This window comes from Crenobacter caeni (assembly GCF_010435965.1).
Lineage (GTDB): Bacteria > Pseudomonadota > Gammaproteobacteria > Burkholderiales > Chromobacteriaceae > Craterilacuibacter > Craterilacuibacter caeni.
This window is the reverse complement of record NZ_JAAGAA010000017.1, coordinates 19,078-43,363: the sequence shown is the minus strand read 5'-3', so window position 1 is coordinate 43,363 and position 24,286 is coordinate 19,078. Positions and strand designations below refer to the sequence as shown.

Genomic DNA, 24,286 nt, shown 5'->3' with positions numbered 1-24,286 from the left:
GCTTGCCGATGTCCAGACCGAAAAGTGCGATGTTTGCCATGATGATCCTCCGCGCCGAATTGGAAACAGCCCAGCAAGCGTAGCCTGCTGGGCTGTTGGAGTTCAGGCTGACCATCACATTAATGGCCCCGTCCGCCGCGCGGAAGCGGCAAGAAACACATCTGCGCAGCGGATTCATCATGCCAATGTTCTTCCCGTAGGGCCACTTCTTGCTTAAGATCAACCGCCCCCACATCCGGGGGCAGGTCCGCTGCTACCATCCCGGCGTGCGGACGCTGACCGCGAGGAGCCACCATGCCCGCCGAACCGTTGACCTTTTTGCTGTCGCGCCGCGTAGACGCGGCACACCACGATGAATTCCTGCGCTGGATGCGTACCGGAGAGGCGCTGGCCGCGACGCGGCCGGGCTTTCTTGGCGCCGGCCTGTTCTCGCCGCCGGCCGGCGGCGACGCCTGGCAGATCGTGTTCCGCTTCGCCGACGAGGCGAGCCTCGCCGCGTGGCTGCACGACCCGGAACGGGGCGCCTGGCTGGCAAACGGCACCCACCTGGTGCAGGCGAGCGAGGCGCAGTGCGCGCGCGGGCTGGACGGCTGGTTTGCCGCACCGCCGCCGCGCTGGAAACAGACCATCGCGGTGTGGCTGGCGTTTTTTCCGGTGTCGCTGGCGCTCAACGGCGTGCTGGGCGACTGGCTGTCGCAGTTTCCGCTGCTGTGGCGAGTGCTGATCTCGACGCTGATGCTGACGCCGCTGATGGTCGGCGTGGTGATCCCGTTCGTCAGCCGCAAGCTGCGCCGCTGGCTGGCGCCGCCGCTGCCGTCTTCTCTGGCCGGCCGCTAGATCAGGTTGAAGCGCCGCTCGGGCGGCGGCGGCAGCACGCGCATCGGCTCCTGCAGCATTTCGTGCAGCGACGCCTCGATGTTGTAGCTGAGGGAGAACAGCGGCAAATCGTTCGGCTCGACGCCGAACGGCTCTTCGATCTCGCCGCCGATCTCGTCCAGCGCGAAGAAGGTGTACGCGATGAAGCAGGCGATCAGCGGCGTCCACCAGCCGATGCTGGCGGCCAGCGCAAACGGCAGCAGCAGGCAGTACACGCTGACGGTGCGGGTAAGCAGCACGCGGTAGGTATAAGGAAACGGCGTGCCGGCGATGCGCTCGCAGCCGCCCTGCACCTCGCTCAAGGTGTTGAGGTGGGTCTCCAGCAACTGCAGTTGCAGCATTTCGAGCCGGCCCTGCTGTTGCAGGCCGCTCGCCATCTTGCCCAGCCACAACAGCACGATCAGCGGCCGGTTGTCGGCGCGCGCGAGCCGCTCGCAAGCGTCGGCCGGCAGCAGGCGTTCGAGGTCGGCGCCGGCGTCGCTGCCGCGCAGGTGGTGGGCGAGCGCCTGCGCGAAGGCGGCCACGCCGCGCACGAACTGGCGGCGCGCCTCGCTCACCTCGGGGTGCGGCGTGAAACACAGCATCTGCCGCGCCAGCGAGCGCGAGCTGTTGAGCAGCGTGCCCCACAGCTTGCGCCCTTCCCAGTAACGCTCGTAGCTGACCGTGTTGCGAAAACCGAGGAACAGCGCGAGCGTCACCCCCATCAGGGTAAACGCGGAGACGGTCAGCATGCTGTCGCCGGCATGCCGCGGCCACCAAGGGCGCAACCACAGCGCGAGGCAGGACACGCCGCCGATCAGCGCGAGGCGGGGCAGCAGGCGCGGCAACACCGAGCCGCGCCCGGCGAACAGCAGGCGCACCCAGTGGCGGTGGGGCAGGACGATCATGAAGGGCAGCCGGCAAAAGCGGCAGCATAGGCGCCGTGGCGTCCGTGCGCAGCACGCGCGGCGCGAATCTGCCCGCGCGTGGCGCGCGACGGCAAACGCTACCAGTCGTGGCCGCGCCCGGCGAGGTAATGCGCGAGGTGCACCACCAGCGCGTGCGACGGCGACTGCAGGCCGAACAGCACGCCGGCCAGCACCAGCGCGCCGCCGGCGCCGATCAGCCGGCGCATCGGCAGGGTGCCGGCGCCTTCGCAGGCCTTCAGGTAGCCGGCCGACACCCACAGCCCGAGCACGAGGCCGCTGGCCACCTCGGACACCGAGTGCACGCCTATCATCAGCCGCGACACGCCGACCAACAGCGCCAGCAGCACGCCGGCCAACTGGCCGTACAGCGCACGCGCGCTGTCGCGCGGCCACAACTGGCGGCCGAGCACCGGCAGCACGGCGGCGGCGAGATAGCTGTGCCCGCTGACGCCGGTAAAGCGCAGCGCCGGTACGCCGACGCCCCAGCCGAGAAAGGCGAGCTTGCTCGCCAGCACCAGCAGGCCGCCCGCGCCCAGCAGCAATAGCCAGAGCCCCGCGCTGCGCAGGTGGCCGCGCGCGGCTTGCGCCAGCGCGATGGCCAGCGCGGCGGGCAGGGTCACCGCCGAGTCGCCGGCGTTGGTCAGGAAGAGCCACATCCGCTCATCATGGCCGAGCGGCGCCACCGCCGCCAGCGCCGCCATCCGTTACAATGGCGGCCCGCCGAACCGTACAAGGACGCCCGCGATGGCCCGCAAGCAGAAACCCGCCACCCCCAACACCGGCGACGCGGCGGCGCGCGCCGCCGCCCAGCAACGCCACGCCCGCGCGCAGGCCGCCTGCCAGGCGGTGCTCGCCGCCTTCGACGCGCTGGAAGCCGCCGACGGCTTCGCCGGCCACGACACCGCGCGCCAGTACGCGCAGATGTGCCGCGTGTACGCGGCCAAGCTGCGCAACGGCAACGTGCTCTCCAGCGCCGATTTCGACGTCGCGGTCAAGCTGTGCACCGCCGCGCGCCGCGCGCTGCTGCAGCTAGACCCGGCGCTCGCCTTCGCCGGCCTGCCCGGCGCCGACGCGCTCTCTGCCGCCGGCGCTGCCGCCTACACGGTGCTGGAAGACAACCACAAGTTGGGTGGCCCCGCCAGCAAACGTCCGCTGCCGTTCTGAGTGTTCCACGTGGAACGGCAAAGCCGCACCGGCTGCCGCATACTGTTGACGAGTGTGTGCCGATTTCTCCCTGATTTGCCGTAACGGATAGGGTTTGTCTGGCGACCACTTCCTGCGCCAGCCACCCTTCCCCGTCAGGCCCGCGCCGGCGTAAAGGCGGCCGGCGAGGTTTTAAGCTGGCTCTTGTCCGAGCGATTCGACGGTAGCGAATCGCGAGTTGGCCAGCGCCTCGCCGGCCGTCTTTACGCCGGGGTTTCGCAGGCCGTCGGGGGCGTTTGGGATGCAAGGGGCTTGTCGCCACAAGCCCCTTGCCCGTTCGCCGCGCGGAAGCGGCACCCAAACACGTCCGCGCAGCGGACTCAAGAGAAGTTGGCATGCGATTGGAAACGATTTTTTCCACGCAAGGAGTGTGCGATGCAACTGAGCAGCCAGACCTTCACCGACGGCGGCCGGATTCCCGGCAAATGCGCGTTCGCGGTACCCGACCCGCAGCACCACCTGAAACTCTCCAGCAACCTCAACCCGCAACTGTCGTGGCAGGACGTGCCGGCCGGTACCCGGTCGTTCGCGCTGGTGTGCCACGACCCGGACGCGCCGAGCGTCGCCACCGACGTCAACGTCGAGGGGCGCACCATCGCCGCCGACTTGCCGCGCGCCGACTTCTTCCACTGGTTGCTGGTCGACATCCCGGAGAACGTGCGCGGCATAGACGAGGGTGGCCACAGCCATGAGGTGACGCCGCGCGGCAAGCCGGGGCCGGATGCGCCCGGCGGCATGCGCCACGGCCTGAACGACTACACCGGCTGGAACGCCGGCGACAGCGAGATGGCCGGCGACTACTACGGCTACGACGGCCCGTGCCCGCCGTGGAACGACGCGCGCGTGCACCGCTACGTGTTCACGCTGTACGCGCTCGACTGCGAACGCCTGCCCATGGGCGAAGACTTCTCCGGCAACGCCGTGCTGGCGGCGATCCGCCCGCACATGCTGGCCAGCGCCACGCTGACCGGCACCTACACGCTCAACCCGGCGCTCGCCTGAGGCGCGCCGAGCACGCCGAGCAGCCAGTCGCGGAACGCCGCCAGCTTGGGCTGGCCGGCGTTCTCGCGCGGGTAGACCAGGTAGTACGCCCACTCGGTGTACAGGCTCTCGGCGAACGGCCTCAGCAGCCGCCCGCTGGAGAGCTCGCCCTCGATCATCGAGCGCTGCGCCAGCGTCACCCCCATGCCGCCCAGCGCAGCGGCCAGCGCGTACTCCTGGGTGTCGAAGGTGACGCCGCGCGCGGCGTCGACCTCGCCCGCCACCCCGAGCTTTTCAAGATAACGCGCCCAGGTGTCGTCGCCGCGCCACGGGTGCAGCAGCGTGTGCCGCGCGAGGTCCGCCGGCACCTTGAGCGGCGCGCGCGCGAGCAGCGCCGGCGCGCACACCGCGACCAGCTCTTCCTGCGCAATGCGCTCGCCGGCGAGGCCGGCCGGCAGCTCGCCGTCGCGCAGGCCGACGATCGCCAGGTCGTACTCGGCGCGGTTGAACGGCAGGTCGGGGTCGAGCTGGGTGATCAGATGCACCGTGTACTCGGGGTAGAGCTGCTGGAACGACGGCAGGTTGGGCAGCAGCCAGCGCATCGCCGGCGTCGCCGGGCTGCGTACCCGCAAGTCGCCCTGCCGACGTTTCAGCGCTTCGCTGGCCGCCTGCAGGCGGTCGAAGGCGTCGCGCACCGGCGCGTACAGCGCCTCGCCCTCCGGCGTGAGCGCAAGCCCGCGGCGGCCGCGCACGAACAGCGGCGTGCCGTAGAACGCCTCCAGCGTCTGCACCTGGCGGCTGACCGCGCCCTGGGTGAGGAACAACTGTTCGCCGGCGCGGGTGAACGAGCGGGTGGCGGCAGCGGCGAGGAACACGCGCAGCGCGTTGAGCGGGGGCAGTCTGGCCATATCAGGTATGCGTTTCTTGCATGCTAGGCATGCATATTACTGCTTTGCGGCGCGGTGGCGCAGCCCGTTAAGCTGGAAGTCCGATTCTCCCCCTCCATCGCGGCCGACCGCGCGTTTGTCGTGGCCGGCCGCATTTTTTGCGTGGTCCGCCATGTTCAACGCCGCCTTGTCCACCCTGCCCCGTCCTGCCCGCGCGCTCGCCTGGTTCCGATGCAGCCGCTTCATGCACGACGCGCGCGGCATCGGTGTGCTGGCCAAGCCGCTGATCCTGTCGCAGCTCGCGCAAACCGGCATCCTGTTCATCGACACCCTGCTGATGGGCCGGCTCGGCGCGCAGGCGCTGGCCGGCGGCGCGCTGGCGCTGTCGACCTTCTACCTGTGCTACGTGCTGGCGTTCGGGATGGTCGCCGCCGCCGGCAACCTGGTCGCCATCCACCACGGCGCCGGCCGCCGCCGCGACGTGGTCGCCGCGGTGCGCGCCGGCCTGCTGCTCGCCGCCGCCGCGTCGCTCTTTTTCGGCGTGCTGCTGTGGAACATCCACCCGCTGATGCTGTGGCTGGGGCAGGACGCGCACACCGCGCTGATCGCGCGCGACTTTTTGCGCGTGCTGGTGTGGGGCATGCCGTTCGGCCTGCTGTTCCTCGCGCTGCGCAGCTTCGCCGCCGGCATCGGCCGCCCCGGGCCGGTGCCGGTGATCACCTTCAGCGCGCTGGCGTTCTCGGCTATCGCCGGCTGGGCGCTGTCGCAATGGCTGGGCGTGTACGGCGTCGCGCTGTCGGCGGCGCTCACCTACGGCTGGATGGGACTGGCCTTCAGCGCGGTGGTCGCCTGGCACCCGACCTTCCGCCGCTACCCGCTATTCGCGCGCTTCACCCGGCGCGACTTCGCCGCGCTGGGCCCGCTGCTGCGCGTCGGCGTGCCGACCAGCGTGACGCTGGGGCTGGAGAGCGGCCTGTTCAACGTCGGCGCGTGGCTGATGGGCGCGCTGGGCGCCGCGCAGCTGGCCGCGCACCAGAGCATGATCCAGCTGGTGATCGCGAGCTTCATGGTGCCGCTGGGCCTGATGTACGCGACGTCGATGCGCGCAGGCCAGGCCGCCGGCGCCGGCGACTGGGCGCAGGTGCGCCGTTACAGCCGCTGCGGGGTGTGGCTGGCGGTCGGCTGGTCTTGCGTGGCGGCGCTGCTGCTGCTGGCGATGCCGCTGCCGCTGATCGCGCTGTTCCTGCCCGACGGCCGCGAAGGCGTGGACGCCGCGCGCACGGCGGCGCTCGCGCTGCTGCTGCCGGCCGCGCTGATGTTCGTGCTCGACGCGTGGCAGGCGCTCGCCGGCGGCATGCTGCGCGCGCTGAAGGACGCGCGCGCCAGCATGCTGATCTACGCGGCCGGCTGCGCGGGCTTCGGCCTGCCGCTGGCGTGGCTGCTGTCGCGCCACGGCCTGGGCGGCGCCGGCGTATGGTGGGGGATGTGCGCCGGCCTGCTGCTGATCGGCGCGCTATCGCAATACCGGCTCGCCGGCCGCATCCGGGCGCTGCAGGGCGGCGCGCGGCTGTAAGAGCGTGTTCACGCTCTCGCGAGCGAGGGCGAGACAAGGCGAAACGGCTGGGAAAGCGGAATGTACATCTGGTACATGAGCATTTCGAAACCGTTTTCAACGCTGTATCGTCGATGCGCAGCAGATCGTGAACAGGCTCTGAGTCAGGCGGGCAACTCGAGCCGGAAGCTCGCGAACACCTCGTCGCGCCGGTAACCGGCCGCGCGGTACAGCGCCTGCGCCGCCGCGTTGTCGTGCGCGGTCTGCAACACCACCGCGCAGGCACCGCTCTCCTGGGCCAGCTCTTGCACCGCACCCAGCAAGGCGCGGCCGATGCCGTGGCCGCGCGCCTCCGGCTCGACAAACAGGTCGTGCAGGATCAGTTGCGGCGCGAGCGATAACGAATCGAAGCTCGCGTAGCACAGCGCGAACCCCAGCCCGGCACCCTCCTCGTCCTCGGCCAGCAGCACGCTGGCCGAACCGTCGGCCAACCGGTCGACCAGGAACACCCAGCTGTCGCCGGCGCGCGGTTCCATCTCGTAAAACACCCGGTAGGCGGTGAACAGCGGCAGGATCGCGTCGATGTCCTGCCCGTCGGCACTGCGTATTCTCACGTCTCGGCTCATGGCGGCTCTTCCGGTGCAAGGTCCGCCTTCAGGCTATGCCGCGCCTGTCGACGCGCGCAAGCGCCGCGCACGCAAAAAGGCCGCCCGGTGGGGCGGCCTGTGGCGGACATGCCAGCACGGCAGGCTCAGCCGGCCATCGCCGCCTCGACCTCGTCCGCGGTCTTCGGGATCGGCTCGCCGAGCACGCGGCTGCCGTCGGCGGTGATCAGCACGTTGTCCTCGATGCGCACGCCGCCGAAGCCGGCGTACTCGGCGAAGCGCGCGTAGTCGATCAGGTCGGCGTAGCGGCCTTCGGCGCGCCACGCCTCGATCAGCGCCGGGATGAAATAGACGCCCGGCTCGACGGTGAGCACCATGCCCTCGCGCAGCGTCTTGGCCAGGCGCAGGTAGCCCATGCCGAACAGCGGGCTGCGCGACAGGCCTTCGCCGTAGCCGACCAGGTCTTCACCCAGCGCTTCCATGTCGTGCACGTCGAGGCCGATCTGGTGGCCCAGGCCGTGCGGGAACGCGATCGCGTACGCGCCGGATTCGACGATTTCATCCGCGTCGCCGCGGAAGAAGCCGAGTTTGGTCATGCGCTCGACCATCACCTTGGAGGCCAGCTTGTGCATGTCGAGGTAGCGCACGCCCGGGCGCAGCGCGTCGATCACCGCGAGCTGCATCGCCAGCACCGTGTCGTAGATCTCGCGCTGGCGAGGGCTAAAGCGGCCGCCGACCGGCAGCGTGCGCGTGATGTCGCTCGCGTAGCCGCCGGCCGAGGTGCAGCCGGTGTCGTTCAGCGCGAGGTCGCCCGCCTGCAGCACGCCGCGGTGATGTTCGTTGTGCAGCACTTCGCCGCGGCGCGAGAAGATGCTCGGGTACGCGAGGTGCAGGTCGTGGCTGCGCATCAGCCCTTCCATCGCGCCGACCACCTGGTACTCGGGCACGCCGGGCTTGGCCGCGCGCATCGCCGCGAGGTGCATCTGGCGGGTCACCGCCAGCGCCTGCTCGATCTCGGCGACTTCGCCGGCTTCCTTGATTTCACGAAGCTGAACCACGGCGTGGGTCAGCGGGTGCGAGAACGCCTCGCCCGCCTCGGCCGGGCTGACGCCGAACAGGCGCGCGAGCTCGAGGCGGGTCTCGCCGCGGTAAGGCTGCAGGTAATGAACGGCGCGGCCGGCGGCACGCGCCTCGGCCAGCGCTTCGAGCAGTTCGGCGTACGGGCGGGTCGCGGCGATGCCGGCCTTGGCTGCGCGCTCGGCGAGCGACGGCACCGGCCCGGTCCACACGATGTCGGCCACGTCCGGCTCGTCGCCGAACAGCACCGCCTCGCCGCTTTGCGCGTCGATCACGCCGGCGAGCCCCTGCATGTCGAGGCCGAAGAAGTAACGGAAGCTCGAATCCTGGACGAAGGGGTAAGGGTTGTGCGCGTAGTTCATCGGCGCGTCGACGTTGCCGACAAACAACAGCAGGCCGTCGAGGCCGGCCTGGGCGAGCCGCGCGCGGCGCGCGGCGTAGACTTCAGCAGCAAACATGGTCGGGTCCTAGTCAGGGCAGCCGGTGGCTGTCTTTTGTATCCAATCTTGCACGTTAGCACGCGGCGCGGGGCGGATGCCAGCCTGCAGCCCGTCACATGAAAACCATATGGAATAAACAACTGATATTTCATTCCTTCTGGAAATATCTGTTTGCGCATACGCTGGGTGCGGACAAGGAGATACCCGCACATGCCTGCAGACTTCGACTACGTGATCCAGCCCGGCTGGAACGACTCGCCAGCCGGCCACTGGCAGAGCCACTGGCAACAGCAGCTAACCGCACGCCGGCCGCGGCCCGAGAGCTGGCAGTTGCCGCAGCTGGACGACTGGGTCGACGCGCTGCGCGCCGAACTCGCCGCCTGCCGCCGCCCGGTGATCGTCGTCGCGCACAGCCTGGGCTGCGTGACGCTCGCCCACTATAGTGCACGCTTTGGCGGCGCCGGAGTCGCCGCCGCGCTGCTGGTCGCGCCGGCCGACGTCGAACGCGCCGACGCGCCGGAACCGCTCTTGGACTTCGCGCCGCTGCCGAAGGGTCGCCTGCCCTTCCCGGCGCGGGTGGTCGCCAGCGACGACGACCCGTTCTGCCGGATCGGCCGTGCCCGCGTGCTCGCCGAGGCCTGGGGCGCGCCGCTGTCGGTGCTGGCGGGCGCCGGCCATATCAACGCCGCGTCCGGCCACGCGCGCTGGGACGAGGGCTTCGCCGAGCTGGACGCCTTGAAGGAAGGCGTGCAAGTCCCCACCTGTGCTGCTTGAATGGTAAGTCCGGCCGCCACCATCCTGCCCTTGGCTTTGACCTTGTCCGGCAGCAGTGACAAACTGGCCATCTGCCATGTCCACCCACACAAAGGAAACTTCATGTTCACTCAACGCCGTCTCGCCGCCTTGCTGTCCGCCGTTGTCCTGGCTGTCCCGATGATGGCCCAGGCTGCGCCGGCGGCCGATACGGCCGCGGTCAAGGAGCTGGTCCAGGCCACCAATATGCAGAACATGCTGCCGGCGCTCGCCCAGCGCGCGTTCTCCGCTTCGCTGCCGATGCTCGAGAAGTACCTGGTCGACAACAAGATCAAGCTGACCCCGGCCCAGCAGAAGAAGATGCAGGAAGGCATGAAGGGCTACGCCGAAACCCAGGGCAAGCTGGTGAAGGACTACTTCGACGCCGCGTCGACCAAGCAGCAGTTCGAGCAGGCGCTGGTCAAGCAATACGGCGAAGCGTTCACCACCGAGGAAGTGAAGCAGGTGACCGCATTCGTGAAGTCGCCGGCCGGCCAGAAGTGGGCGCAGACCAACGAGCAGGTGATGACCAAGGTCGCCGCCGAGACGATGAAGGGTGCCGAGAAGGCGCTCAGCGGCAAGATGGAAGCCGCCGCCGCCAACTACGCGAAGAGCGTGGTCGGCAAGTAAGCCGCTTCGCGGCATGGAAAAGCCTCCGCACGCGGAGGCTTTTTTACGTCTGGCGTCTACGCGCGACCATGCGCGCAGGAGTGGGCCGGCAGGCTACATCTTCAGGTGCGAATGCAGGGTGTAGCGGCTGCCCGGGTGCAGCAGGCGCGCGTACGCGACCAGGCAGCGGTGCGCCCAGCTCTGGCGCAGCACCAGCAGGCAGGGCTCGTCGGCGTCCACCTGCAACAGCTCGCGCTCGCGTCTCTCGGGCAACACCGCGCGCACCCGGTGCTCGACCGCAGTCAGCGGGCTGTTGCTCATCAGGAAGGCGTTCGGCGTGGTGCGGCTGAAGTCCTGCTCGAGGTAGCCCGGTGCCCAGTTCGGGTTCACGTAGCGCTCCTCGAGCTGCACCGGCAAATCGTCCTCCGAGTGCACGATCAGCGAGTAATACACGGTGTCGCCGATGGCCATGTCCATCCGCTTGGCCAGCGCCTCGTCCGCCTCCAGCGCGCGGTGCGCGACCACCCGCGACGCGTGCGCGTGCTGGCGCTGCTCGATCTCGGCGGCAATATTGCTGACTTCCATCAGCGGCGCCTCGGCCTTGATCTCGGCGACGTAAGTGCCGTCGCCGGCGAAGCGCAGCAGCACGCCGTCTTCGACCAGTTCGTGGATCGCCTTGTTGACGGTCATGCGCGACACTTCGAAGATCCTGGCCAGTTCAAGCTCGGGCGGAATCTTGGTGCCGGGCTGGTACTGTCCCTGGTGGATGCTTTCGAGCAGGTGCGCCTTGATGCGCTGGTAACGGGGAACGGCGGGCTGTTTCACGGTGAGGTCCAATCTCTTGCCTGTGCCATTCTTAACACCAAGCCGCGGCCGGAGGCCACGACCAAACAGCACACTGTTGTCCAAAATCAAACAAAATGAACATAAAATTGCTTTGCCATTTGACGTTGACCTATAGATTGCTTGGTCATAACCGGCTGCCGGGTTTCACGTGGAACCTCTGCGCGCCCTAACCGGCGCCCCGCCCCCTTTCGGGTATAATGGGCGCACGTTTGCCTTTGGTCAGGACCCATGCCAGGACAGATTTCCCGCTTTTTGCCGATCCGCTTCGCCAACGGCGCTTCGATCAGCCGTTTCGCCAAGCATTGCCCGCACTGCAAGACACTGGTGCAGTCGGAAAGCATGATCGGGGAAGCGGCGCTGGTCCAGGACAGGCTGTTCATCATCGCCGTCGCCCGCTGCACCCAGTGCAACCACGCGTTCAAGGTCACCTGCGTCGTCACCGACGACAAGCGCGTGCACAAGGCGCTGCTGCCGCAATGGCTGCTGCTGGTCTGGCTCAAGCAGGTGACGCCGGCCAACGCGCCGGCGCAGGACGCGCGCGACTGGTCTTTCGACGCGGAAGAAAACGCGCCTGCCGCCAGCGGCGGCGTGACGCTGCCCTCGGGCAGCGAACCGGTGCCCTCGGACGAGGTGATCGGCCGCTACGAAAATGCGCCGATCCCTGCCACGCTGTCGGTCGCCGGCCGACGCTTCGTGTTCGACCGCGTGCAGCCGGACGCGCTGCCGGCGGTGCTGGCCAGCAACGAGCTGCTGTACCAGCGCCACCTCGTCTACCGCGAAAGCTGACTCAGCGGTAATCGCCCCACAAGGTCTGCATCGCAGCGACAGCGGCCAGCGCGGCGGTCTCGGTGCGCAGGATGCGCGGGCCGAGCTTCAGCGCCTGCCAGCCCGCGTCCAGCGACTGCGCCTCTTCCTGCGCCGACAACCCGCCTTCCGGCCCCGCCATCAGCCATACCCTCGACGGCGCCGTCGCCATGTCCGCCAGCCGCCGTTCGCCCAGCGGCGACAGCACCAGCTGCGCGTCGGCCGCCGGCAACTCGGCCAGCCACTCGCGCAGGGTCAGGATGGGCCGCACTTCCGGCAGCGTGTTGCGGCCACACTGCTCGCACGCCGACAGCACGATCTCCTGCCAGCGCTCGACACGCTTTTGCGCGCGCTCGCCGGACAGGCGAACGATCGACCGCTCGGTCGACAGCGGCTGGAATACGCTGACCCCCATCTCGACGCCCTTCTGCAGGGTGAATTCCATGCGGTCGCCGGACGAGATCGCCTGCGCGAGGCCGAGCCACAGCGGGCTCTCGCGGCTGGTCTCGCTGCGCTCGCCGATCAGGCAGCGCGCGTCGCGCTTGCCCAGCGACAGCAGCGTCGCCGGATACTCGCAGCCGTCACCGTTGAACAGGGTCAGCGCGTCGCCCGCTTGCAGGCGCAGCACCTGGATATGGCGCACCACGGCGTCGGGCAGGGACAACTCCTGACCCGCACCCAGTAGCGTTCTGACATAAAACCTTGGCATGATTGGGGCAACCCGTGAAAAAGCGGCCGCCGCACCCGGCGCCGCGATGAAAACAGCGCCCATTATAAGCGCGCAGCGCCGGCAAACCGCCGGCCCACATAAAGGAAAGCCCTGCATGCAAGCCGTCGAACAGGTCATCAGCGTGGTCCGTGAAGTCGCCCAGACCGAGGTGATGCCGCGCTTCTTGCGCGTCGGCTCGCACCGCAAGGGCGACGGCACTCTGTTCACCGAGGCTGACCTCGCCTGCCAGCACGCGCTCGGACGGCTGCTGCCAGCCATCCTGCCCTACCCGGTGCTCGGCGAGGAAATGACAGAACAGGAACAGGAAACGCTGTGGGCGGCGCACCCGGACGGGCTGTGGGTGGTCGACCCGATCGACGGCACTACCAACTTCGTCAACGGCCTGCCGTATTTCGCGATTTCGGTCGCGCTGATGAAGAACGGCCGCAGCGAACTTGGCGTCATCTACAACCCGGTGCTCGACGAGATGTTCTACGCGTGCCGCGGCGAAGGCGCACACCTGAACGGGGTGCGCCTGCCGCTGAAGAAGACCGCCAAGCCGATCGCCGACGCGGTGGCCAGCATCGACCTCAAGTACCTGCGCTCGGCGCGGCTGACCGCCCGCCTGCACAGCGTCGCGCCGTGCGCGAGCCAGCGCAACATGGGTTCGAGCACGCTCGACTGGTGCTACCTCGCCGCCGGCCGCTACGACATCTACCTGCACGGCGGGCAAAGGCTATGGGATTACGCGGCCGGCTGCCTGATCCTCGAGGAAGCCGGCGGCCGCGTGGTGTCGCTCGACGACGACGATTACTGGCACGGCGAGCCGTGGAAACGCTCGGCGGTCGCCGCGATCGACCCCGAGCTGTTCGAGCAGTGGCAGCGCTGGGTGCGCGCCAACCAGTAAGCCGTCACCCGCGCGGCCGGCGCTTTTGCCACAACGCGTACAGGCTGCTGCCCGAGTACATCGCCAGCGCGCTCCAGATCAGCGCGTAGCCGAACATGCGGCTGCCGCCGAACGGCTCGTGGTACAGCCAGACGCCGAGCAGGAACTGCAGCGTCGGCGAGATGTACTGCATCAGCCCCAGCGTGGTCAGCGTCAGCCGGCGCGCGCCGGACGCGAACATCAGCAAGGGCAGCGTCGTCACGATGCCGCCGCCGACCAGCAGCCAGTCGTTCAGCGGCGCGCCGTGCAGGAAGGCGCCCGTCCCCTCGAACTCGAACCACATAAGGCCCGCGAACGCCAGCGGGAACAGCAGCCAGGTCTCCAGCGCCAGCCCTTCCAGCGACGGCAAGCGCGCGGTCTTGCGCAGCAGCCCGTACACGCCGAAGCTCACCGCGAGCAGCAGCGCGATCCACGGCAGCGTGCCGGCCGTGAGCGTCAACCACCCCACCCCCAGCGCAGACACGATGACCGCCAGCGCCTGCGGCCGCGTCAGCCGCTCGCCGAGCACCATCCGCCCGATCAGCACGTTGACCAGCGGGTTGATGAAGTAACCGAGGCTCGCCTCGACCACGCGGTTATGGGTGACCGCCCAGATATAGATCAGCCAGTTGGCCGACAGCATGCCGGCCGACAGTGCGAGCAGGCCAAGCCTGCGCCTGTCGCGCAGCGACTCGGCCAGCCAGCCCCAGCCGCCGCGTACGGCAAGGATCAGCGCCAGCAGCAGCGCCGACCACACGATGCGGTGGCACAGGATCTGCAGCGCCGGCACCTGCGACAGCGGCTTCCAGTAAAGCGGGAACAGCCCCCAGCACAGGTAGGCGCCGGCGGCGAACATCAGGCCGCGACGGGCCTCGAGCGGTTGGGTGGACATGATGGACAGGCAGAAAACGACAGTCGACCACTCTAGCACAGCCGTCACGCGCCAATCATGACGTTGACTGGCAACTTCTGCCATTCAAATGCATTAAACATTGGATTTCCGGCTATCCGTCGCCGTCCTCTGGTCTTCCCCCGCCTACCCACTACAAATAAGCAAGGCTTCGTTCCACGCACCGCGCCACAAGCGCGACCGACAGGAGAGCAAACATGTCGATCCGGCATGCAACCCTCGCCGACAAGTACTTGCAGCCGACCGGGCTGGTACTGATGAGCGGCATCCAGGCACTGGTCAGGCTGACCATGCTGCAACGCGACCACGACCGCGCGCGCGGCCTGAACACCGCCGGCTTCGTCACCGGCTACCGGGGTTCTCCCTTGGGCGGCGTCGACCTGGCAATGGAAGCGGCCGCCGACCCCCTGCGCGCGCACGACGTGGTGTTCCGCCGCGGCATCAACGAGGACCTGGCGGCGACGGCGGTATGGGGCACCCAGCAGCTCGGGCTGTTCGAGGGCGCGACCGTCGACGGCGTGTTTTCGATGTGGTACGGCAAGGGCCCCGGCGTCGACCGCTCGGCCGACGTGCTCAAGCACGGCAACGCGGCCGGCAGCAGCCCCTTGGGCGGCGTGCTCCTGGTGTGCGGCGACGACCACGCCGCCAAGTCGTCGACCTTCTCGCACCAGTCCGACCACATCCTCGCCGCCAGCATGATCCCGGTACTCAACCCCTCCGGCGTGCAGGAAGTGATCGACTTCGGCCTGCACGGCTGGGCGATGAGCCGCTACAGCGGCTGCTGGGTCGCGCTGAAGGCGGTGACCGACACCATAGAGAGCAGCGCCATCGTCGACGTGTCGCCCGGGCGCTTCGCGCCGGTGCTGCCCGCCGACTTCCCGCTGCCGGACGGCGGCGTGTCGATCCGCTGGCCGGACCCGCCGCTCGCGCAGGAAGAACGCCTGCTGCACCACCGGCTGTACGCGGCGCTCGCCTACGCGCGCGCCAACCGCCTCAACCGGGTGGTGCTCGACTCACCGAACGCGCGTCTCGGCATCGTCACCACCGGCAAGAGCTACCTCGACGTGCGCCAGGCGCTCGACGACCTGGGCATCGACGACGCGCTCGCCGCCGACATCGGCCTGCGCATCTACAAGGTCGGCATGAGCTGGCCGCTCGAGCCGGAAGGCATCCGCCACTTCGCCGAGGGGCTGGAAGAAATCCTGGTCGTCGAGGAGAAGCGGCAGATCATCGAATACCAGCTGAAGGAACAGCTGTACAACTGGCGCGAGGACGTGCGCCCGCGCGTGGTCGGCAAGTTCGCCGAGAAGGGCGAATGGACGCTGCCGCACGGCGACTGGCTGCTGCCGGCCGCCGGCGAGCTGACGCCGGCGCGCATCGCGCGCGCGATTGCCGACCGCCTCGCCAACATCGTCGACAGCGTCAACATCCACGACCGGCTGCGCTTTTACGCGGACAAGGAGGCGCAGCTGACCCGACCGCGGCAGACGCTAGCGCGCCTGCCGCACTACTGCTCCGGTTGCCCGCACAACACCAGCACCCGCGTGCCCGCGGGCAGCCGGGCGCTGGCCGGCATCGGCTGCCACTACATGGCGACGTGGATAGACCCGGACACCAAGACCTTCAGCCAGATGGGCGGCGAAGGCGTGCCGTGGATCGGCCAGGCGCCGTTCACCCGCACCCGCCACGTGTTCGCCAACCTGGGCGACGGCACCTATTTCCACAGCGGCCTGCTGGCGATCCGCGCCGCGGTCGCCGCCGGCGTCAACATCACCTACAAGCTGCTGTACAACGACGCGGTGGCGATGACCGGCGGCCAGCATGTCGACGGCCCGCTCGACGTGCCGATGATCACCCGCCAGCTCGCCGCCGAGAACGTCGCGCGCATCGTGATCACCAGCGACGAGCCGGAGAAGTACCGTGTCGCGCACGGTCTGCTCGCCTCGCTCGCCCCCGGCGTCGAGGTATTCCACCGCCGCGAGCTCGACCGGCTGCAGCGCGAGCTGCGCGAGACGGCCGGCGTCACCGTGCTGATCCACGACCAGACCTGCGCGGCCGAGAAGCGCCGACGCCGCAAGAAGGGCCAGTACCCCGACCCGGCGCGCCGTGCCTTCATCAACGAGCGGGTGTGCGAAGGCTGCGGCGACTGCTCGCAGAAGTCCGGCTGCCTGTCGGTGCTGCCGGTCGAGACGCCGTTCGGCCGCAAGCGGCGCATCGACCAGTCAAGCTGCAACAAGGACTACAGCTGCGTCGAAGGCTTCTGCCCGAGCTTCGTCATCGTCGAAGGCGGCCGGCTGCGCCGTCCGGCGGCGGACAAGCTGAGCCCGGACACGCTGCCGCCGCTGCCGGAGCCGACGCTGCCCACACTCGACCGCCCGTACGGCATCATGATCGCCGGCGTCGGCGGCACCGGGGTGGTGACCATCGGCCAGGTACTCGGCATGGCGGCGTGGGTGGACGGCGCCGGCGTGACCGTGCTCGACATGGCTGGGCTCGCGCAGAAAGGCGGATCGGTGTGGTCGCACGTGCGCATCGCGCCGGAGGGGCAGGCGCTGCACGCGGTGCGTATCGCCGCCGGCGACGCCGACCTGGTGCTCGCCTGCGACCTGGTGGTCGGCGCGGCCGAAGAGGCGCTCGCCAAGCTGCGCGAGGGGTTCAGCCGGGTCGTCGTCAACCGTTTCGAGTCGCCGACCAGCGCCTTCCTGCGCAACCCGGACCAGGGCTTCCCGGCGCAGGCGATGCTGGATACCCTCGCCGCCGCGGTCGGCCGCGACCATGTGTACGAAGTCGACGCGACGGCGACCGCCGTCGCGCTGCAGGGCGACGCGCTGGCCAGCAATATGTTCATGCTCGGCTACGCGTGGCAGCTCGGGCTGGTCCCGCTATCGCGCCAGGCCATCTCCGAGGCGATCCGCATCAACGGCAACGCGATCGACTTCAACCTCGCCGCCTTCGCCTGGGGGCGCCATGCCGCGCACCAGCCCGATGAAATTGCCCGCCGCGTCACCCGCGCCAACGTCGTCCACTTCGTTCCACGTGAAACACCGCATGCGCTGCTGCAGCGCTACGGCAGCGAACTGACCGCGTACCAGGACGCCGCGCTGGCCAGCCGCCACCGCGCGCTGGTCGAACGGGTGCAGGCGGCGGAAGAAGCCCGCACGCCGGGCAGCACCCGCCTCACCTGCACCGTCGCGCGCAGCTACTACCAGCTGCTCGCCAGCAAGGACGAGTACGAGGTGGCACGCCTGTACAGCCAGCCCGAGTTCCGGCAATCGCTGGAGAAACAGTTCGAGGGCGACTACCGCATCGTCTTCCAGCTGGCGCCGGCGTGGCTCGTCCCCAAGGACGGCCGCAAGCGGAGCTTCGGCCCGTGGCTGCTGCACGCGCTCGGCCTGCTCGCCAGGCTACGCTTCCTGCGCGGCACCGCCTTCGACCCGTTCGCGCACCAGGCCGACCGCAAGCTCGAACGCGAGCTGGTGTCGCGCTTCGAACGCGACGCCGACGCCGTGCTGTCAGGCCTGTCCGCCGCCACGCTGGAGACGGCGTGCCGGCTGCTGGAGAGCTACCAGCGCGTGCGCGGTTACGGCCATGTGAAGGCGGCCAGCTGGCATGAGGTCGGCGCGGCGCAGCAGGCGCTGCGTACGGAGCTTGCGGCCGCAGACAGCCAGCAGAGTGCCGCCTAGGCAGTCAGCCGCCGGCGCCCAGCCGCTCGACCTGCTCGAACACGGCGGCCGCGTCCGCGCACGCGGCCCGCCGCAGCCACTGGCAAAGGTTCGCGTCGTAACGCTCGACCAGCCAGAGCCGTCCGCCGTCGTGGCGGACAATTTCGCGCGCGCGTACCGAACGCGGCGTATTGAACATCAGCAACTCGCGGGTACGGCCTTCTTCTTGGCTTACGGCGTGCAAAGTCTGGATGGGCGGCATGGAAGCCCCTGGGCTGGGAGACCGGGCTTTCCTAGCAAACGGCGTGCCGGAAAAGCAAAAGCGCCACGGCGAACCGTGGCGCTTTTGACTCTGGCTTAAGCTGTCTTGCGCAGCGTCTGCTCTTGATATTTCTCTCTATTCCCTTGGTACGACTTAGCGCACTTCGGCAACGATATCCTTACTGAAGGACTTTTCGCAATACTTGCAGCGCATTTTCGTGTCATTTTTACCGGCTTTGACATAGAAAAAGCTGCTAACCGGTTCGTTATGCGAGATGCAGTTCGAGTTCGGGCACGAGAAGATGCCCTCGATGGTCTCCGGCAGCTCGAGCTTGTGCTTCTTCACCACCTCGAAGTTCTCGATCACGTTGACGGTCGCCTGCGGCGCGAACAGCGCCAGTTCGTTGGCTTGGTCTTCGGTCAGCGCGATGTTCTCGACCTTGATGATGTCCTTGCTGCCCATATGGCGGCTGACCAGGTTCAGGCCGACGGTCACGCGCTCGCCGGTATCGGCCAGGCGGAACAGGCGCAGGATCTTCAGCCCCTGACCGGCCGGGATATGGTCGATAACGGTGCCCTCTTTCAGCGCTTCGACGGTACGGGTGTATTGCATGGCGTATCCTTTCTAGTTCCCGGTTCGGTTCAGACGGTTTCGTTGAGCACCAGCGACAGCAGCGCCTGGCGGGCGTACACGCCGTTCTTCGCCTGCTGGAAGTAGTACGCGTGCGGCGTCGCGTCGACGTCGACCTCGATCTCGTCCACGCGCGGCAGCGGGTGCAGCACCTTCATGTTGGTGCGCGCGCCCTTGAGCATGTCTGCCTTCAGGATGTATTTGCCCTGGATCTTCTTGAACTCGGCCTCGTCGAAGCGCTCGCGCTGCACGCGGGTCATGTACAGGATGTCGACCTGCGGGACCACGTCGTCGAGCGAGTTGACGATGGTGTACTCGATGCCCTTCTCGTCGAGCTCTTCGCAGATGTAATCCGGCATCGCCAGCGCCTCGGGCGCGACGAAGTAGAATCGCGCGCCGAACAGCGACAGCGCCTGCGTCAGCGAATGCACGGTGCGGCCGTACTTGAGATCGCCGACGAAGGCAACGGTCAGGCCGTCGAGGCGGCCCTGTGTCTCGTAGATGGAGAACAGGTCGAGCAGAGTCTGCGTCGGGTGCTGGTTCGAACCGTCGCCGCCGTTGATGATCGGCACTTCGGAGAACTCGCTGGCCAGACGGGCGGCGCCTTCTTTCGGGTGGCGCATCACCACCGCGTCGGTGTACGAACCGATGATCTTCAGCGAGTCGGCCAGGGTCTCGCCCTTCTTGGCCGAGGTGTTGCCGCCGTCCGCGAAGCCGATCACGGTGCCGCCCAGACGCTGCACGGCGGTTTCGAACGACAGGCGGGTGCGGGTCGACGCCTCGAAGAAGCAGCTGCCGATCAGGCGGCCCTTGAGCAGGTCGTTGCGCGGCTCGCGCTTGAGACGGCCGGCAGTCTCGACCACCAGCTCCAGCTCCTCGCGGCTGAAGTCGGGGATGGAAATGATGTGTTTGCGGTACAGCGGGTTAGCCATGTTCACGCTCCTGTAGGGTTTCTCGCACGCTCTTATTAATACTTAAAAAAAAAGCCCCTGATAAAATCAGGAGCTTTTCTTGTGGATCCGGTTGGGCCCGGGCAATGCGGGAAACAATGCGTCTGCGCCGCCGAGGCGGTCTGCAAGCCCTTGTTTCACTTGAAGAATTTTCAACATTGCGGGGGTCGTCCGAACAAACCGCGCAATTCTAATCACTTTATCGTTTCAACGCCAGCCACGTGGTCGCAAAAACGAAACAAAGCGTCGAAAAAAATCAACTCAAAAAGCATAATATTACAATAAAGACACAAAACACCAACAAAAACCCCAAACCACCCATCATTTGAAGCAAGATAGCCTGGCAACAAGCGCTAGTAAAAAAACGGCGCAATTGTTAGCTTAACTTGTTGATTCAGATATTGATAACACCAAACAGTCGTCTCCATCATGATCAAGTGCATCCAAGTTGACGACCTCAAGGTCGGCATGTACATCCACGACCTGAACTGCGACTGGATGTCGCATCCCTTCCTGATGCAGCGCTTCCTAGTCCGCGACGAGTCCGCGATCGCCAAGATCGCCGCCAGCGGCATCCACGAGGTATATATCGACACCCTGCGCGGGCTGGACGTCTCGCACGCGCCGACCGTCAGCGAGGTGCGCGAGCGGCTGGAAAGCGAGATGACCGCTTTCGCCGCGCGCGAACAGGCCTTGCCGCAGAAGCTGGAAGCCGGCGCCGAGCTGCAGCAGGCCAGGGTCATCCACGAGCAGGCCAACCGCATCGTCTTCGACATCATGCGCGACGTCAGGCTGGGCAAGCAGGTCGAACTGGAAGAAGTCGAGCCCGTGGTCGGGCGCATGACCTCGTCCATCCTGCGCAACAACGGCGCGCTGCTTTCCCTGTGCCGGATCAAGAACAAGGACGACTACACCTTCCGCCATTCGGTCAGCGTCGGCGCGCTGATGGTTAGCTTCTGCAACGCGATGGGGATGGACAAGCAGAGCATCCACCTGGCCGGCATCGGTGGCATGCTGCACGACATCGGCAAGATGAAGGTGCCGGACGAGATCCTCAACAAGCCGGGCAAGCTGACCGAGGCGGAATTCGCGGTGATCAAGTGCCACGTCGTCGAAAGCCAGCGCATCCTCGAGCAGACGTCGGGCATCTCGCCGCTATCGGTCGAAGTCGCCGCGCAGCACCACGAACGGCACGACGGCAGCGGCTACCCGGCCGGCCTCAAGGGCGACCAGATCTCGATGCTCGGCCAGATGGCCGCCATCGTCGACGTCTACGATGCGCTGACCTCCGACCGCTGCTACCACAAGGGGATGACGCCGACCGACGCGCTGCGCAAGATCTACGAATGGTCGAAGTTCCACTTCAACCCCAAGCTAGTGCAGGCGTTCATGCGCTGCATCGGCATCTACCCCGTCGGTACGCTGGTGATCCTGGAGAGCGGCCGGCTGGGCGTGGTCGTCGAGCAGAACGAAAGCAGCCTGATCAGCCCGCTGGTGAAGGTGTTTTTCAGCAGCAAGGGCAACACGCACATCCCGCCAGAGCTGGTCGACCTTACCCGCAGCCAGGACAGGATCGTCCGCCACGAGTCCGCGGAAAAATGGCGGCTCGACCCTTTACGCTTCCTGTGAGCCGGCCAGGCCCGGCGCCGGGTACTTCTGCGCGTTCTTGGCGAGCTTGTCGGCCACCACGTGCGGCAGGTCGATGCCGGTGACCTGCGCGAGACGGACCAGGTAGAGCAGCACGTCGGCGATCTCCTCGCCCAGATGCTCGAACGCGGCGGGGTCGTCGCCGATCGACGCCGCCTCGGCGTCGGTCTTCCACTGGAAAATCTCGGCAAGCTCGCCGACTTCACCGACCAGCGCGAGCGCAAGGTTGCGCGGCGTATGAAAGCGCTGCCAGTCGCGCTCGTCCGCGAAACGCTGCAACGCCCCACACAGGGCGGATACCTCAAGCAGCGGCGCGTCGCCCTTCTTCCCGTCTTCCCGCATCACTTCTCCTTGCGCGCGAACAGGCGCGGACGCTTGTCCGCCGCGCGCTCGCGCAACAGTTCCATGTACAGCGCCTCGACCTGCGTACGCGCCCACGGCGTACGGCGCAGAAACTTCAGGCTGGACTTGATGCTGGGCTCGTGGCTGAAACAGCGGATCTCGATGCGTCTGGCCAGCGTCGGCCAGCCGTAGGCCTCTTGCAGTTCGGTCAGCATGCGCTCGAGCGTGACGCCGTGCAGCGGGTTGCCGGGTTGCGGAATGTTCATGGCGGATTTTCGGTCAGCGCTCTCGCGCCGGATGAGGATGGACGGTGCCGAGCCGGGGGTGAACACACCGCCTCAAAGCCTTGTAAACACCGGGTGTAGCACAACAAGCAAATGCGAAGTAGCCCGCATTACCCGCCAGCGCACTGGCGGCACCCCCGGATGCTAGCACGGCTGCCGCATTTTGATCAGCCATCACTCCGTACCCCATGAAGAAAACTGGCCGAGCTGCCGTGCATGGACCCGCCCTCGCCAACTCTGGATTGTTTCGGCGCGCAGACTTTAATGCTCGAAGGACTGACGCTCACGCAAGCGATCAAACAGTCGGACAGAGCGCAAGGAAGGCAGCGGCAGCGGTGATGCAAAGCGTGCAGGATGCGCGCCTAGGAGTCGGGACAACGCCCTCCTCCCCTGCAGTTTCTGGTTCTTGGCCGTGCCTGCAACAACCTGCAGGAAATGAAGCTTACCGTTAATGGCGATTCGCATCTCTGGCGCTTTGCCAACGGCGCCCCGAAGATCTACGAAACAATATGGTCAGCATGCTGCAGAGGGTGCAGCGGACGGCATGAACCGGGCTGTGGATGCAGAGGGTTCGCCGCCGCGATCGCCACATGAGCGCAGGGGAAATGATGAGCGAACGAACGCAACGCCGTCTAGTCCCGGACTGGATGAGTCCGTCGGCTGAACGGCTACAGTCCAAGATCACCAGCCTGGAGGTATCGCTCAACGAATTCGAGGCGCGCCAGCTTACGGACGAACAGAAGCGTGTGGTCGGGATCTGCAAGGTCTATCTGGGCAGAGCACATGACCTCCTCGATCGGCCGGCATTCGGTCCGAAGTTCCCGTTCCTGAGCCACAAGCACCCGCACCTCGTGTGGGAGCTGCTGCACCGGGTCGATGAACAGCTCATCCTGCTGATGACGCCGGAAGAGTTCGCCGGCAAGGCGGTTGAAATAAAGACGGCGTTCGACCTGAACATCACGGAAGAGAAGTCTCGCGCCGACTGGATCGGTCCCAAAGGACGACTGATCGGCGTAATCGATAGGGTGAACAATGGCAACGCGACACCCGCCGATCACGCCACGGCGAAAGACGCACTGCAGCAGGTCAACGAGCAGATGGACCGTAGCTTCTGGCAGCTGTCGGCCAATACCCTGACCAGCCTATGGAGCGCGATGATCCTCGGCCTGCTGCTGGTGCTAGCGTGGTGTCTCCACGACGGCAATGCGCTTCACGGCCTCGCGCAAGGCGGCCTGGAAGCGCACTCCAAGACGCTGCTTGTACTCGGACTGATGGGCGCCTATGTCAGCAATGTGCTCACGCGAGAGGACTTCCTCTACGTGCGCGGCGGCCCGTTCTTCCGTTACTTTCTGCTCCACTTGCTGGCCAAGCCACTGATGGGCGCGTTTGCCGCGCTATTCGTGTTCGTACTGGAAAAGTCGAAGCTGCTGTTCGCGATCGTGACCCCGGACGGCTCTGCAGGCCATGCCGCGGCCTCGCAACTGATCACCATCAACGTAGGAACGGCCGACGCCGGCTATGTCTACGCGGCGCTGGCGGTCGCGTCGGGCTTCGGAGCCGACAAGCTCCTGCGGAGCACATTCGACAACGTGCTCAAACGACTGGAACAAAGGGCGGAAAAGACGAAGGATTCGGCAGGCAACTAATGCGCGGGGCAAATGAATGGATGGATGTGGCAGCCACAAGCGAACTACAAGATACCCCCAAACATACCCCCGCGATCAGCCGGAAGCAACGGAGGCCCCTCGCAACGCATTGGCCACAAAAAACCCCGCAAACCTTTGTCTACGGGGCTTTTGCTGGACTTCTCTGGAACTCGTTGGAACGCTTATTGGTGCCCCGAGCCGGGGTCGAACCGGCACAGCCTAAGCCGAGGGATTTTAAGTCCCTTGTGTCTACCAATTTCACCATCGGGGCAGCCCGCAGCACGGATGCAGCGGACGGCGCAGACTTTATCACAAAAGCGGCCGACGGATGAGGAAGGCGTCAGCGCACCAGCGACTTGCGAGTGTACGCGCAGTAACCCGGGCGCGGCCCGATCTGCGGATGCTTGCGGCAGGTTTCCGGCCGCCTGTCGTAGACCGTGCACAGGCGGCTGACCGGGTCCAGCCACGCGCAGTCGCCATTGGCGCGGCGCGCCAGCGTGAACACGCCGTACTTGTGGTTGAAGTGCTCGATCTGGCGCGCCTTCTGCAGGCGCTTGGCGATGTTCTTCGCCGGCTCTTCGAGCTCGAATTCGTCGACCAACCCCATGCGGACCAGGTCGGGCAGCTTCACCTCGACCGGCATCGTGCAGCAGCTACCCATGCAATCCTTGCACAGGCCCTGCTTGTAGCGGGTCCAGGTTTCCAGCCTTTCGATGTCTGCGTACATCCGTTTTCAATC

At 67.0% G+C, this 24,286-nt stretch carries 26 protein-coding genes and 1 tRNA gene; 11 read left to right on the top strand and 16 right to left on the bottom strand.

Translation table 11 applies throughout. The features are described 5' to 3' along the window. Nucleotides 1-181, bottom strand: a 181-nt coding sequence (locus GZH52_RS15595; RefSeq protein WP_163317865.1) for a hypothetical protein, incomplete at its 3' end; no start/stop codon positions are given. Nucleotides 182-294: 113 nt separating this feature from the next. Here GZH52_RS15595 and GZH52_RS15590 point away from each other — a divergent pair. Beyond that, a complete protein-coding gene (locus GZH52_RS15590; RefSeq protein ID WP_163317864.1) occupies nt 295-837 on the top strand; it encodes an antibiotic biosynthesis monooxygenase in 543 nt (180 codons plus the stop codon). Here the strand turns inward: GZH52_RS15590 and GZH52_RS15585 are convergent. Then, nucleotides 834-1,763, bottom strand: coding sequence for a bestrophin family protein (locus tag GZH52_RS15585; protein ID WP_163317863.1), 930 nt, complete (start codon nt 1,761-1,763; stop codon nt 834-836). The two genes, GZH52_RS15590 and GZH52_RS15585, sit on opposite strands and share 4 nt — an antisense overlap. Before the next feature lie 98 nt (nt 1,764-1,861). Next, nucleotides 1,862-2,440 carry a phosphatase PAP2 family protein gene (locus tag GZH52_RS15580; protein WP_163317862.1) on the bottom strand — a complete coding sequence of 193 codons (579 nt, stop codon included), beginning with the start codon at nt 2,438-2,440 and terminating at the stop codon, nt 1,862-1,864. A gap of 88 nt (nt 2,441-2,528) precedes the next feature. On the opposite strand from GZH52_RS15580, the gene GZH52_RS15575 reads away from it, so the two are divergent. Both GZH52_RS15575 and GZH52_RS15570 read left to right on the top strand, forming a co-directional pair. Beyond that, entirely contained in the window at nt 2,529-2,948 is a 420-nt protein-coding gene (locus GZH52_RS15575) for a hypothetical protein (RefSeq protein WP_163317861.1), read from the top strand. A 414-nt stretch (nt 2,949-3,362) separates the two neighbouring features. Continuing rightward, nucleotides 3,363-3,989: a YbhB/YbcL family Raf kinase inhibitor-like protein gene (locus GZH52_RS15570; RefSeq protein ID WP_163317860.1), complete on the top strand. Its 627-nt coding sequence runs from the start codon at nt 3,363-3,365 to the stop codon at nt 3,987-3,989. On the opposite strand, the gene GZH52_RS15565 is transcribed toward GZH52_RS15570, so the two are convergent. Next, nucleotides 3,962-4,876: a LysR substrate-binding domain-containing protein gene (locus tag GZH52_RS15565; RefSeq protein ID WP_163317859.1), complete on the bottom strand. Its 915-nt coding sequence runs from the start codon at nt 4,874-4,876 to the stop codon at nt 3,962-3,964. The two genes, GZH52_RS15570 and GZH52_RS15565, sit on opposite strands and share 28 nt — an antisense overlap. A 151-nt stretch (nt 4,877-5,027) precedes the next feature. Between GZH52_RS15565 and GZH52_RS15560 the strand changes: the two genes are divergently transcribed. Further along, a complete protein-coding gene (locus GZH52_RS15560; RefSeq protein ID WP_163317858.1) occupies nt 5,028-6,428 on the top strand; it encodes an MATE family efflux transporter in 1,401 nt (466 codons plus the stop codon). A 143-nt stretch (nt 6,429-6,571) separates the two neighbouring features. Here GZH52_RS15560 and GZH52_RS15555 read toward each other — a convergent pair whose 3' ends face one another. Both GZH52_RS15555 and GZH52_RS15550 read right to left on the bottom strand, forming a co-directional pair. Beyond that, nucleotides 6,572-7,033, bottom strand: a complete 462-nt coding sequence (locus GZH52_RS15555) for a GNAT family N-acetyltransferase (protein WP_163317857.1) — start codon at nt 7,031-7,033, stop codon at nt 6,572-6,574. 125 nt (nt 7,034-7,158) lie between these two features. Next, on the bottom strand, nt 7,159-8,547 hold the full coding sequence (locus GZH52_RS15550) for an aminopeptidase P family protein (protein WP_163317856.1): 1,389 nt from the start codon (nt 8,545-8,547) through the stop codon (nt 7,159-7,161). Nucleotides 8,548-8,739: 192 nt separating this feature from the next. Between GZH52_RS15550 and GZH52_RS15545 the strand changes: the two genes are divergently transcribed. Next, nucleotides 8,740-9,303: an RBBP9/YdeN family alpha/beta hydrolase gene (locus GZH52_RS15545; RefSeq protein ID WP_163317855.1), complete on the top strand. Its 564-nt coding sequence runs from the start codon at nt 8,740-8,742 to the stop codon at nt 9,301-9,303. Nucleotides 9,304-9,405: 102 nt separating this feature from the next. Continuing rightward, nucleotides 9,406-9,951, top strand: coding sequence for a DUF2059 domain-containing protein (locus tag GZH52_RS15540; protein ID WP_163317854.1), 546 nt, complete (start codon nt 9,406-9,408; stop codon nt 9,949-9,951). Between the two features lie 93 nt (nt 9,952-10,044). On the opposite strand, the gene hutC is transcribed toward GZH52_RS15540, so the two are convergent. Then, nucleotides 10,045-10,755: a histidine utilization transcriptional repressor HutC gene (gene hutC / locus GZH52_RS15535; protein ID WP_163317853.1), complete on the bottom strand. Its 711-nt coding sequence runs from the start codon at nt 10,753-10,755 to the stop codon at nt 10,045-10,047. Nucleotides 10,756-11,004: 249 nt separating this feature from the next. On the opposite strand from hutC, the gene GZH52_RS15530 reads away from it, so the two are divergent. Beyond that, on the top strand, nt 11,005-11,562 hold the full coding sequence (locus tag GZH52_RS15530) for a hypothetical protein (protein WP_163317852.1): 558 nt from the start codon (nt 11,005-11,007) through the stop codon (nt 11,560-11,562). A gap of 1 nt (nt 11,563) precedes the next feature. Here GZH52_RS15530 and GZH52_RS15525 read toward each other — a convergent pair whose 3' ends face one another. Beyond that, nucleotides 11,564-12,289 (bottom strand): 16S rRNA (uracil(1498)-N(3))-methyltransferase, encoded by a 726-nt coding sequence (locus tag GZH52_RS15525; RefSeq protein ID WP_163317851.1) that lies wholly within the window; start codon nt 12,287-12,289, stop codon nt 11,564-11,566. Between the two features lie 115 nt (nt 12,290-12,404). On the opposite strand from GZH52_RS15525, the gene GZH52_RS15520 reads away from it, so the two are divergent. Then, a complete protein-coding gene (locus tag GZH52_RS15520; RefSeq protein ID WP_163317850.1) occupies nt 12,405-13,196 on the top strand; it encodes an inositol monophosphatase family protein in 792 nt (263 codons plus the stop codon). A 4-nt stretch (nt 13,197-13,200) separates the two neighbouring features. On the opposite strand, the gene rarD is transcribed toward GZH52_RS15520, so the two are convergent. Further along, nucleotides 13,201-14,106 (bottom strand): EamA family transporter RarD, encoded by a 906-nt coding sequence (rarD, locus tag GZH52_RS15515; RefSeq protein ID WP_163317849.1) that lies wholly within the window; start codon nt 14,104-14,106, stop codon nt 13,201-13,203. Nucleotides 14,107-14,321: 215 nt separating this feature from the next. On the opposite strand from rarD, the gene GZH52_RS15510 reads away from it, so the two are divergent. Further along, the gene (locus tag GZH52_RS15510) at nt 14,322-17,807 is read left to right on the top strand and encodes an indolepyruvate ferredoxin oxidoreductase family protein (RefSeq protein WP_163317848.1); all 3,486 of its coding nucleotides are present in this window, start codon (nt 14,322-14,324) and stop codon (nt 17,805-17,807) included. Between the two features lie 4 nt (nt 17,808-17,811). Here the strand turns inward: GZH52_RS15510 and GZH52_RS15505 are convergent, their stop codons facing one another. From GZH52_RS15505 to pyrB, 3 genes are all read right to left on the bottom strand, one after another. Further along, nucleotides 17,812-18,048, bottom strand: a complete 237-nt coding sequence (locus tag GZH52_RS15505) for a hypothetical protein (protein WP_163317847.1) — start codon at nt 18,046-18,048, stop codon at nt 17,812-17,814. A gap of 153 nt (nt 18,049-18,201) precedes the next feature. After that, entirely contained in the window at nt 18,202-18,660 is a 459-nt protein-coding gene (gene pyrI, locus GZH52_RS15500; RefSeq protein ID WP_136554435.1) for an aspartate carbamoyltransferase regulatory subunit, read from the bottom strand. A 29-nt stretch (nt 18,661-18,689) separates the two neighbouring features. Then, nucleotides 18,690-19,610: an aspartate carbamoyltransferase gene (pyrB, locus tag GZH52_RS15495; RefSeq protein WP_163317846.1), complete on the bottom strand. Its 921-nt coding sequence runs from the start codon at nt 19,608-19,610 to the stop codon at nt 18,690-18,692. 447 nt (nt 19,611-20,057) lie between these two features. On the opposite strand from pyrB, the gene GZH52_RS15490 reads away from it, so the two are divergent. Beyond that, a complete protein-coding gene (locus GZH52_RS15490) occupies nt 20,058-21,257 on the top strand; it encodes an HD-GYP domain-containing protein (protein WP_163317845.1) in 1,200 nt (399 codons plus the stop codon). Here GZH52_RS15490 and GZH52_RS15485 read toward each other — a convergent pair. Both GZH52_RS15485 and GZH52_RS15480 read right to left on the bottom strand, forming a co-directional pair. Next, nucleotides 21,243-21,617 (bottom strand): nucleotide pyrophosphohydrolase, encoded by a 375-nt coding sequence (locus tag GZH52_RS15485; protein WP_163317844.1) that lies wholly within the window; start codon nt 21,615-21,617, stop codon nt 21,243-21,245. The two genes, GZH52_RS15490 and GZH52_RS15485, sit on opposite strands and share 15 nt — an antisense overlap. Beyond that, nucleotides 21,617-21,883: a VF530 family protein gene (locus GZH52_RS15480; protein ID WP_163317843.1), complete on the bottom strand. Its 267-nt coding sequence runs from the start codon at nt 21,881-21,883 to the stop codon at nt 21,617-21,619. The genes GZH52_RS15485 and GZH52_RS15480 overlap by 1 nt, the downstream gene beginning before the upstream one ends. A 608-nt stretch (nt 21,884-22,491) precedes the next feature. On the opposite strand from GZH52_RS15480, the gene GZH52_RS15475 reads away from it, so the two are divergent. Continuing rightward, on the top strand, nt 22,492-23,547 hold the full coding sequence (locus tag GZH52_RS15475) for a hypothetical protein (RefSeq protein WP_203525804.1): 1,056 nt from the start codon (nt 22,492-22,494) through the stop codon (nt 23,545-23,547). A 186-nt stretch (nt 23,548-23,733) separates the two neighbouring features. On the opposite strand, the gene GZH52_RS15470 is transcribed toward GZH52_RS15475, so the two are convergent. Next, nucleotides 23,734-23,818, bottom strand: a tRNA-Leu gene (locus GZH52_RS15470). A gap of 69 nt (nt 23,819-23,887) precedes the next feature. Beyond that, entirely contained in the window at nt 23,888-24,274 is a 387-nt protein-coding gene (locus GZH52_RS15465) for a YkgJ family cysteine cluster protein (protein ID WP_163317841.1), read from the bottom strand. Nucleotides 24,275-24,286 lie beyond the last annotated feature (12 nt).

What these genes read in the sequence shown, in the direction of transcription:
- GZH52_RS15550 (WP_163317856.1), bottom strand. Translation starts at nt 8,547, where the DNA reads ATGTTTGCTGCTGAAGTCTACGCCGCGCGCCGCGCGCGGCTCGCCCAG.
- GZH52_RS15590 (WP_163317864.1), top strand. Translation starts at nt 295, where the DNA reads ATGCCCGCCGAACCGTTGACCTTTTTGCTGTCGCGCCGCGTAGACGCG.
- GZH52_RS15490 (WP_163317845.1), top strand. Translation starts at nt 20,058, where the DNA reads ATGATCAAGTGCATCCAAGTTGACGACCTCAAGGTCGGCATGTACATC.
- pyrI (WP_136554435.1), bottom strand. Translation starts at nt 18,660, where the DNA reads ATGCAATACACCCGTACCGTCGAAGCGCTGAAAGAGGGCACCGTTATC.
- GZH52_RS15475 (WP_203525804.1), top strand. Translation starts at nt 22,492, where the DNA reads ATGAGCGCAGGGGAAATGATGAGCGAACGAACGCAACGCCGTCTAGTC.
- pyrB (WP_163317846.1), bottom strand. Translation starts at nt 19,610, where the DNA reads ATGGCTAACCCGCTGTACCGCAAACACATCATTTCCATCCCCGACTTC.
- GZH52_RS15570 (WP_163317860.1), top strand. Translation starts at nt 3,363, where the DNA reads ATGCAACTGAGCAGCCAGACCTTCACCGACGGCGGCCGGATTCCCGGC.
- GZH52_RS15555 (WP_163317857.1), bottom strand. Translation starts at nt 7,033, where the DNA reads ATGAGCCGAGACGTGAGAATACGCAGTGCCGACGGGCAGGACATCGAC.
- GZH52_RS15585 (WP_163317863.1), bottom strand. Translation starts at nt 1,763, where the DNA reads ATGATCGTCCTGCCCCACCGCCACTGGGTGCGCCTGCTGTTCGCCGGG.
- GZH52_RS15575 (WP_163317861.1), top strand. Translation starts at nt 2,529, where the DNA reads ATGGCCCGCAAGCAGAAACCCGCCACCCCCAACACCGGCGACGCGGCG.
- GZH52_RS15580 (WP_163317862.1), bottom strand. Translation starts at nt 2,440, where the DNA reads ATGTGGCTCTTCCTGACCAACGCCGGCGACTCGGCGGTGACCCTGCCC.
- GZH52_RS15510 (WP_163317848.1), top strand. Translation starts at nt 14,322, where the DNA reads ATGTCGATCCGGCATGCAACCCTCGCCGACAAGTACTTGCAGCCGACC.
- GZH52_RS15530 (WP_163317852.1), top strand. Translation starts at nt 11,005, where the DNA reads ATGCCAGGACAGATTTCCCGCTTTTTGCCGATCCGCTTCGCCAACGGC.
- GZH52_RS15560 (WP_163317858.1), top strand. Translation starts at nt 5,028, where the DNA reads ATGTTCAACGCCGCCTTGTCCACCCTGCCCCGTCCTGCCCGCGCGCTC.
- GZH52_RS15485 (WP_163317844.1), bottom strand. Translation starts at nt 21,617, where the DNA reads ATGCGGGAAGACGGGAAGAAGGGCGACGCGCCGCTGCTTGAGGTATCC.
- GZH52_RS15565 (WP_163317859.1), bottom strand. Translation starts at nt 4,876, where the DNA reads ATGGCCAGACTGCCCCCGCTCAACGCGCTGCGCGTGTTCCTCGCCGCT.
- GZH52_RS15545 (WP_163317855.1), top strand. Translation starts at nt 8,740, where the DNA reads ATGCCTGCAGACTTCGACTACGTGATCCAGCCCGGCTGGAACGACTCG.
- rarD (WP_163317849.1), bottom strand. Translation starts at nt 14,106, where the DNA reads ATGTCCACCCAACCGCTCGAGGCCCGTCGCGGCCTGATGTTCGCCGCC.
- GZH52_RS15505 (WP_163317847.1), bottom strand. Translation starts at nt 18,048, where the DNA reads ATGCCGCCCATCCAGACTTTGCACGCCGTAAGCCAAGAAGAAGGCCGT.
- GZH52_RS15480 (WP_163317843.1), bottom strand. Translation starts at nt 21,883, where the DNA reads ATGAACATTCCGCAACCCGGCAACCCGCTGCACGGCGTCACGCTCGAG.
- GZH52_RS15520 (WP_163317850.1), top strand. Translation starts at nt 12,405, where the DNA reads ATGCAAGCCGTCGAACAGGTCATCAGCGTGGTCCGTGAAGTCGCCCAG.
- GZH52_RS15465 (WP_163317841.1), bottom strand. Translation starts at nt 24,274, where the DNA reads ATGTACGCAGACATCGAAAGGCTGGAAACCTGGACCCGCTACAAGCAG.
- GZH52_RS15540 (WP_163317854.1), top strand. Translation starts at nt 9,406, where the DNA reads ATGTTCACTCAACGCCGTCTCGCCGCCTTGCTGTCCGCCGTTGTCCTG.
- GZH52_RS15525 (WP_163317851.1), bottom strand. Translation starts at nt 12,289, where the DNA reads ATGCCAAGGTTTTATGTCAGAACGCTACTGGGTGCGGGTCAGGAGTTG.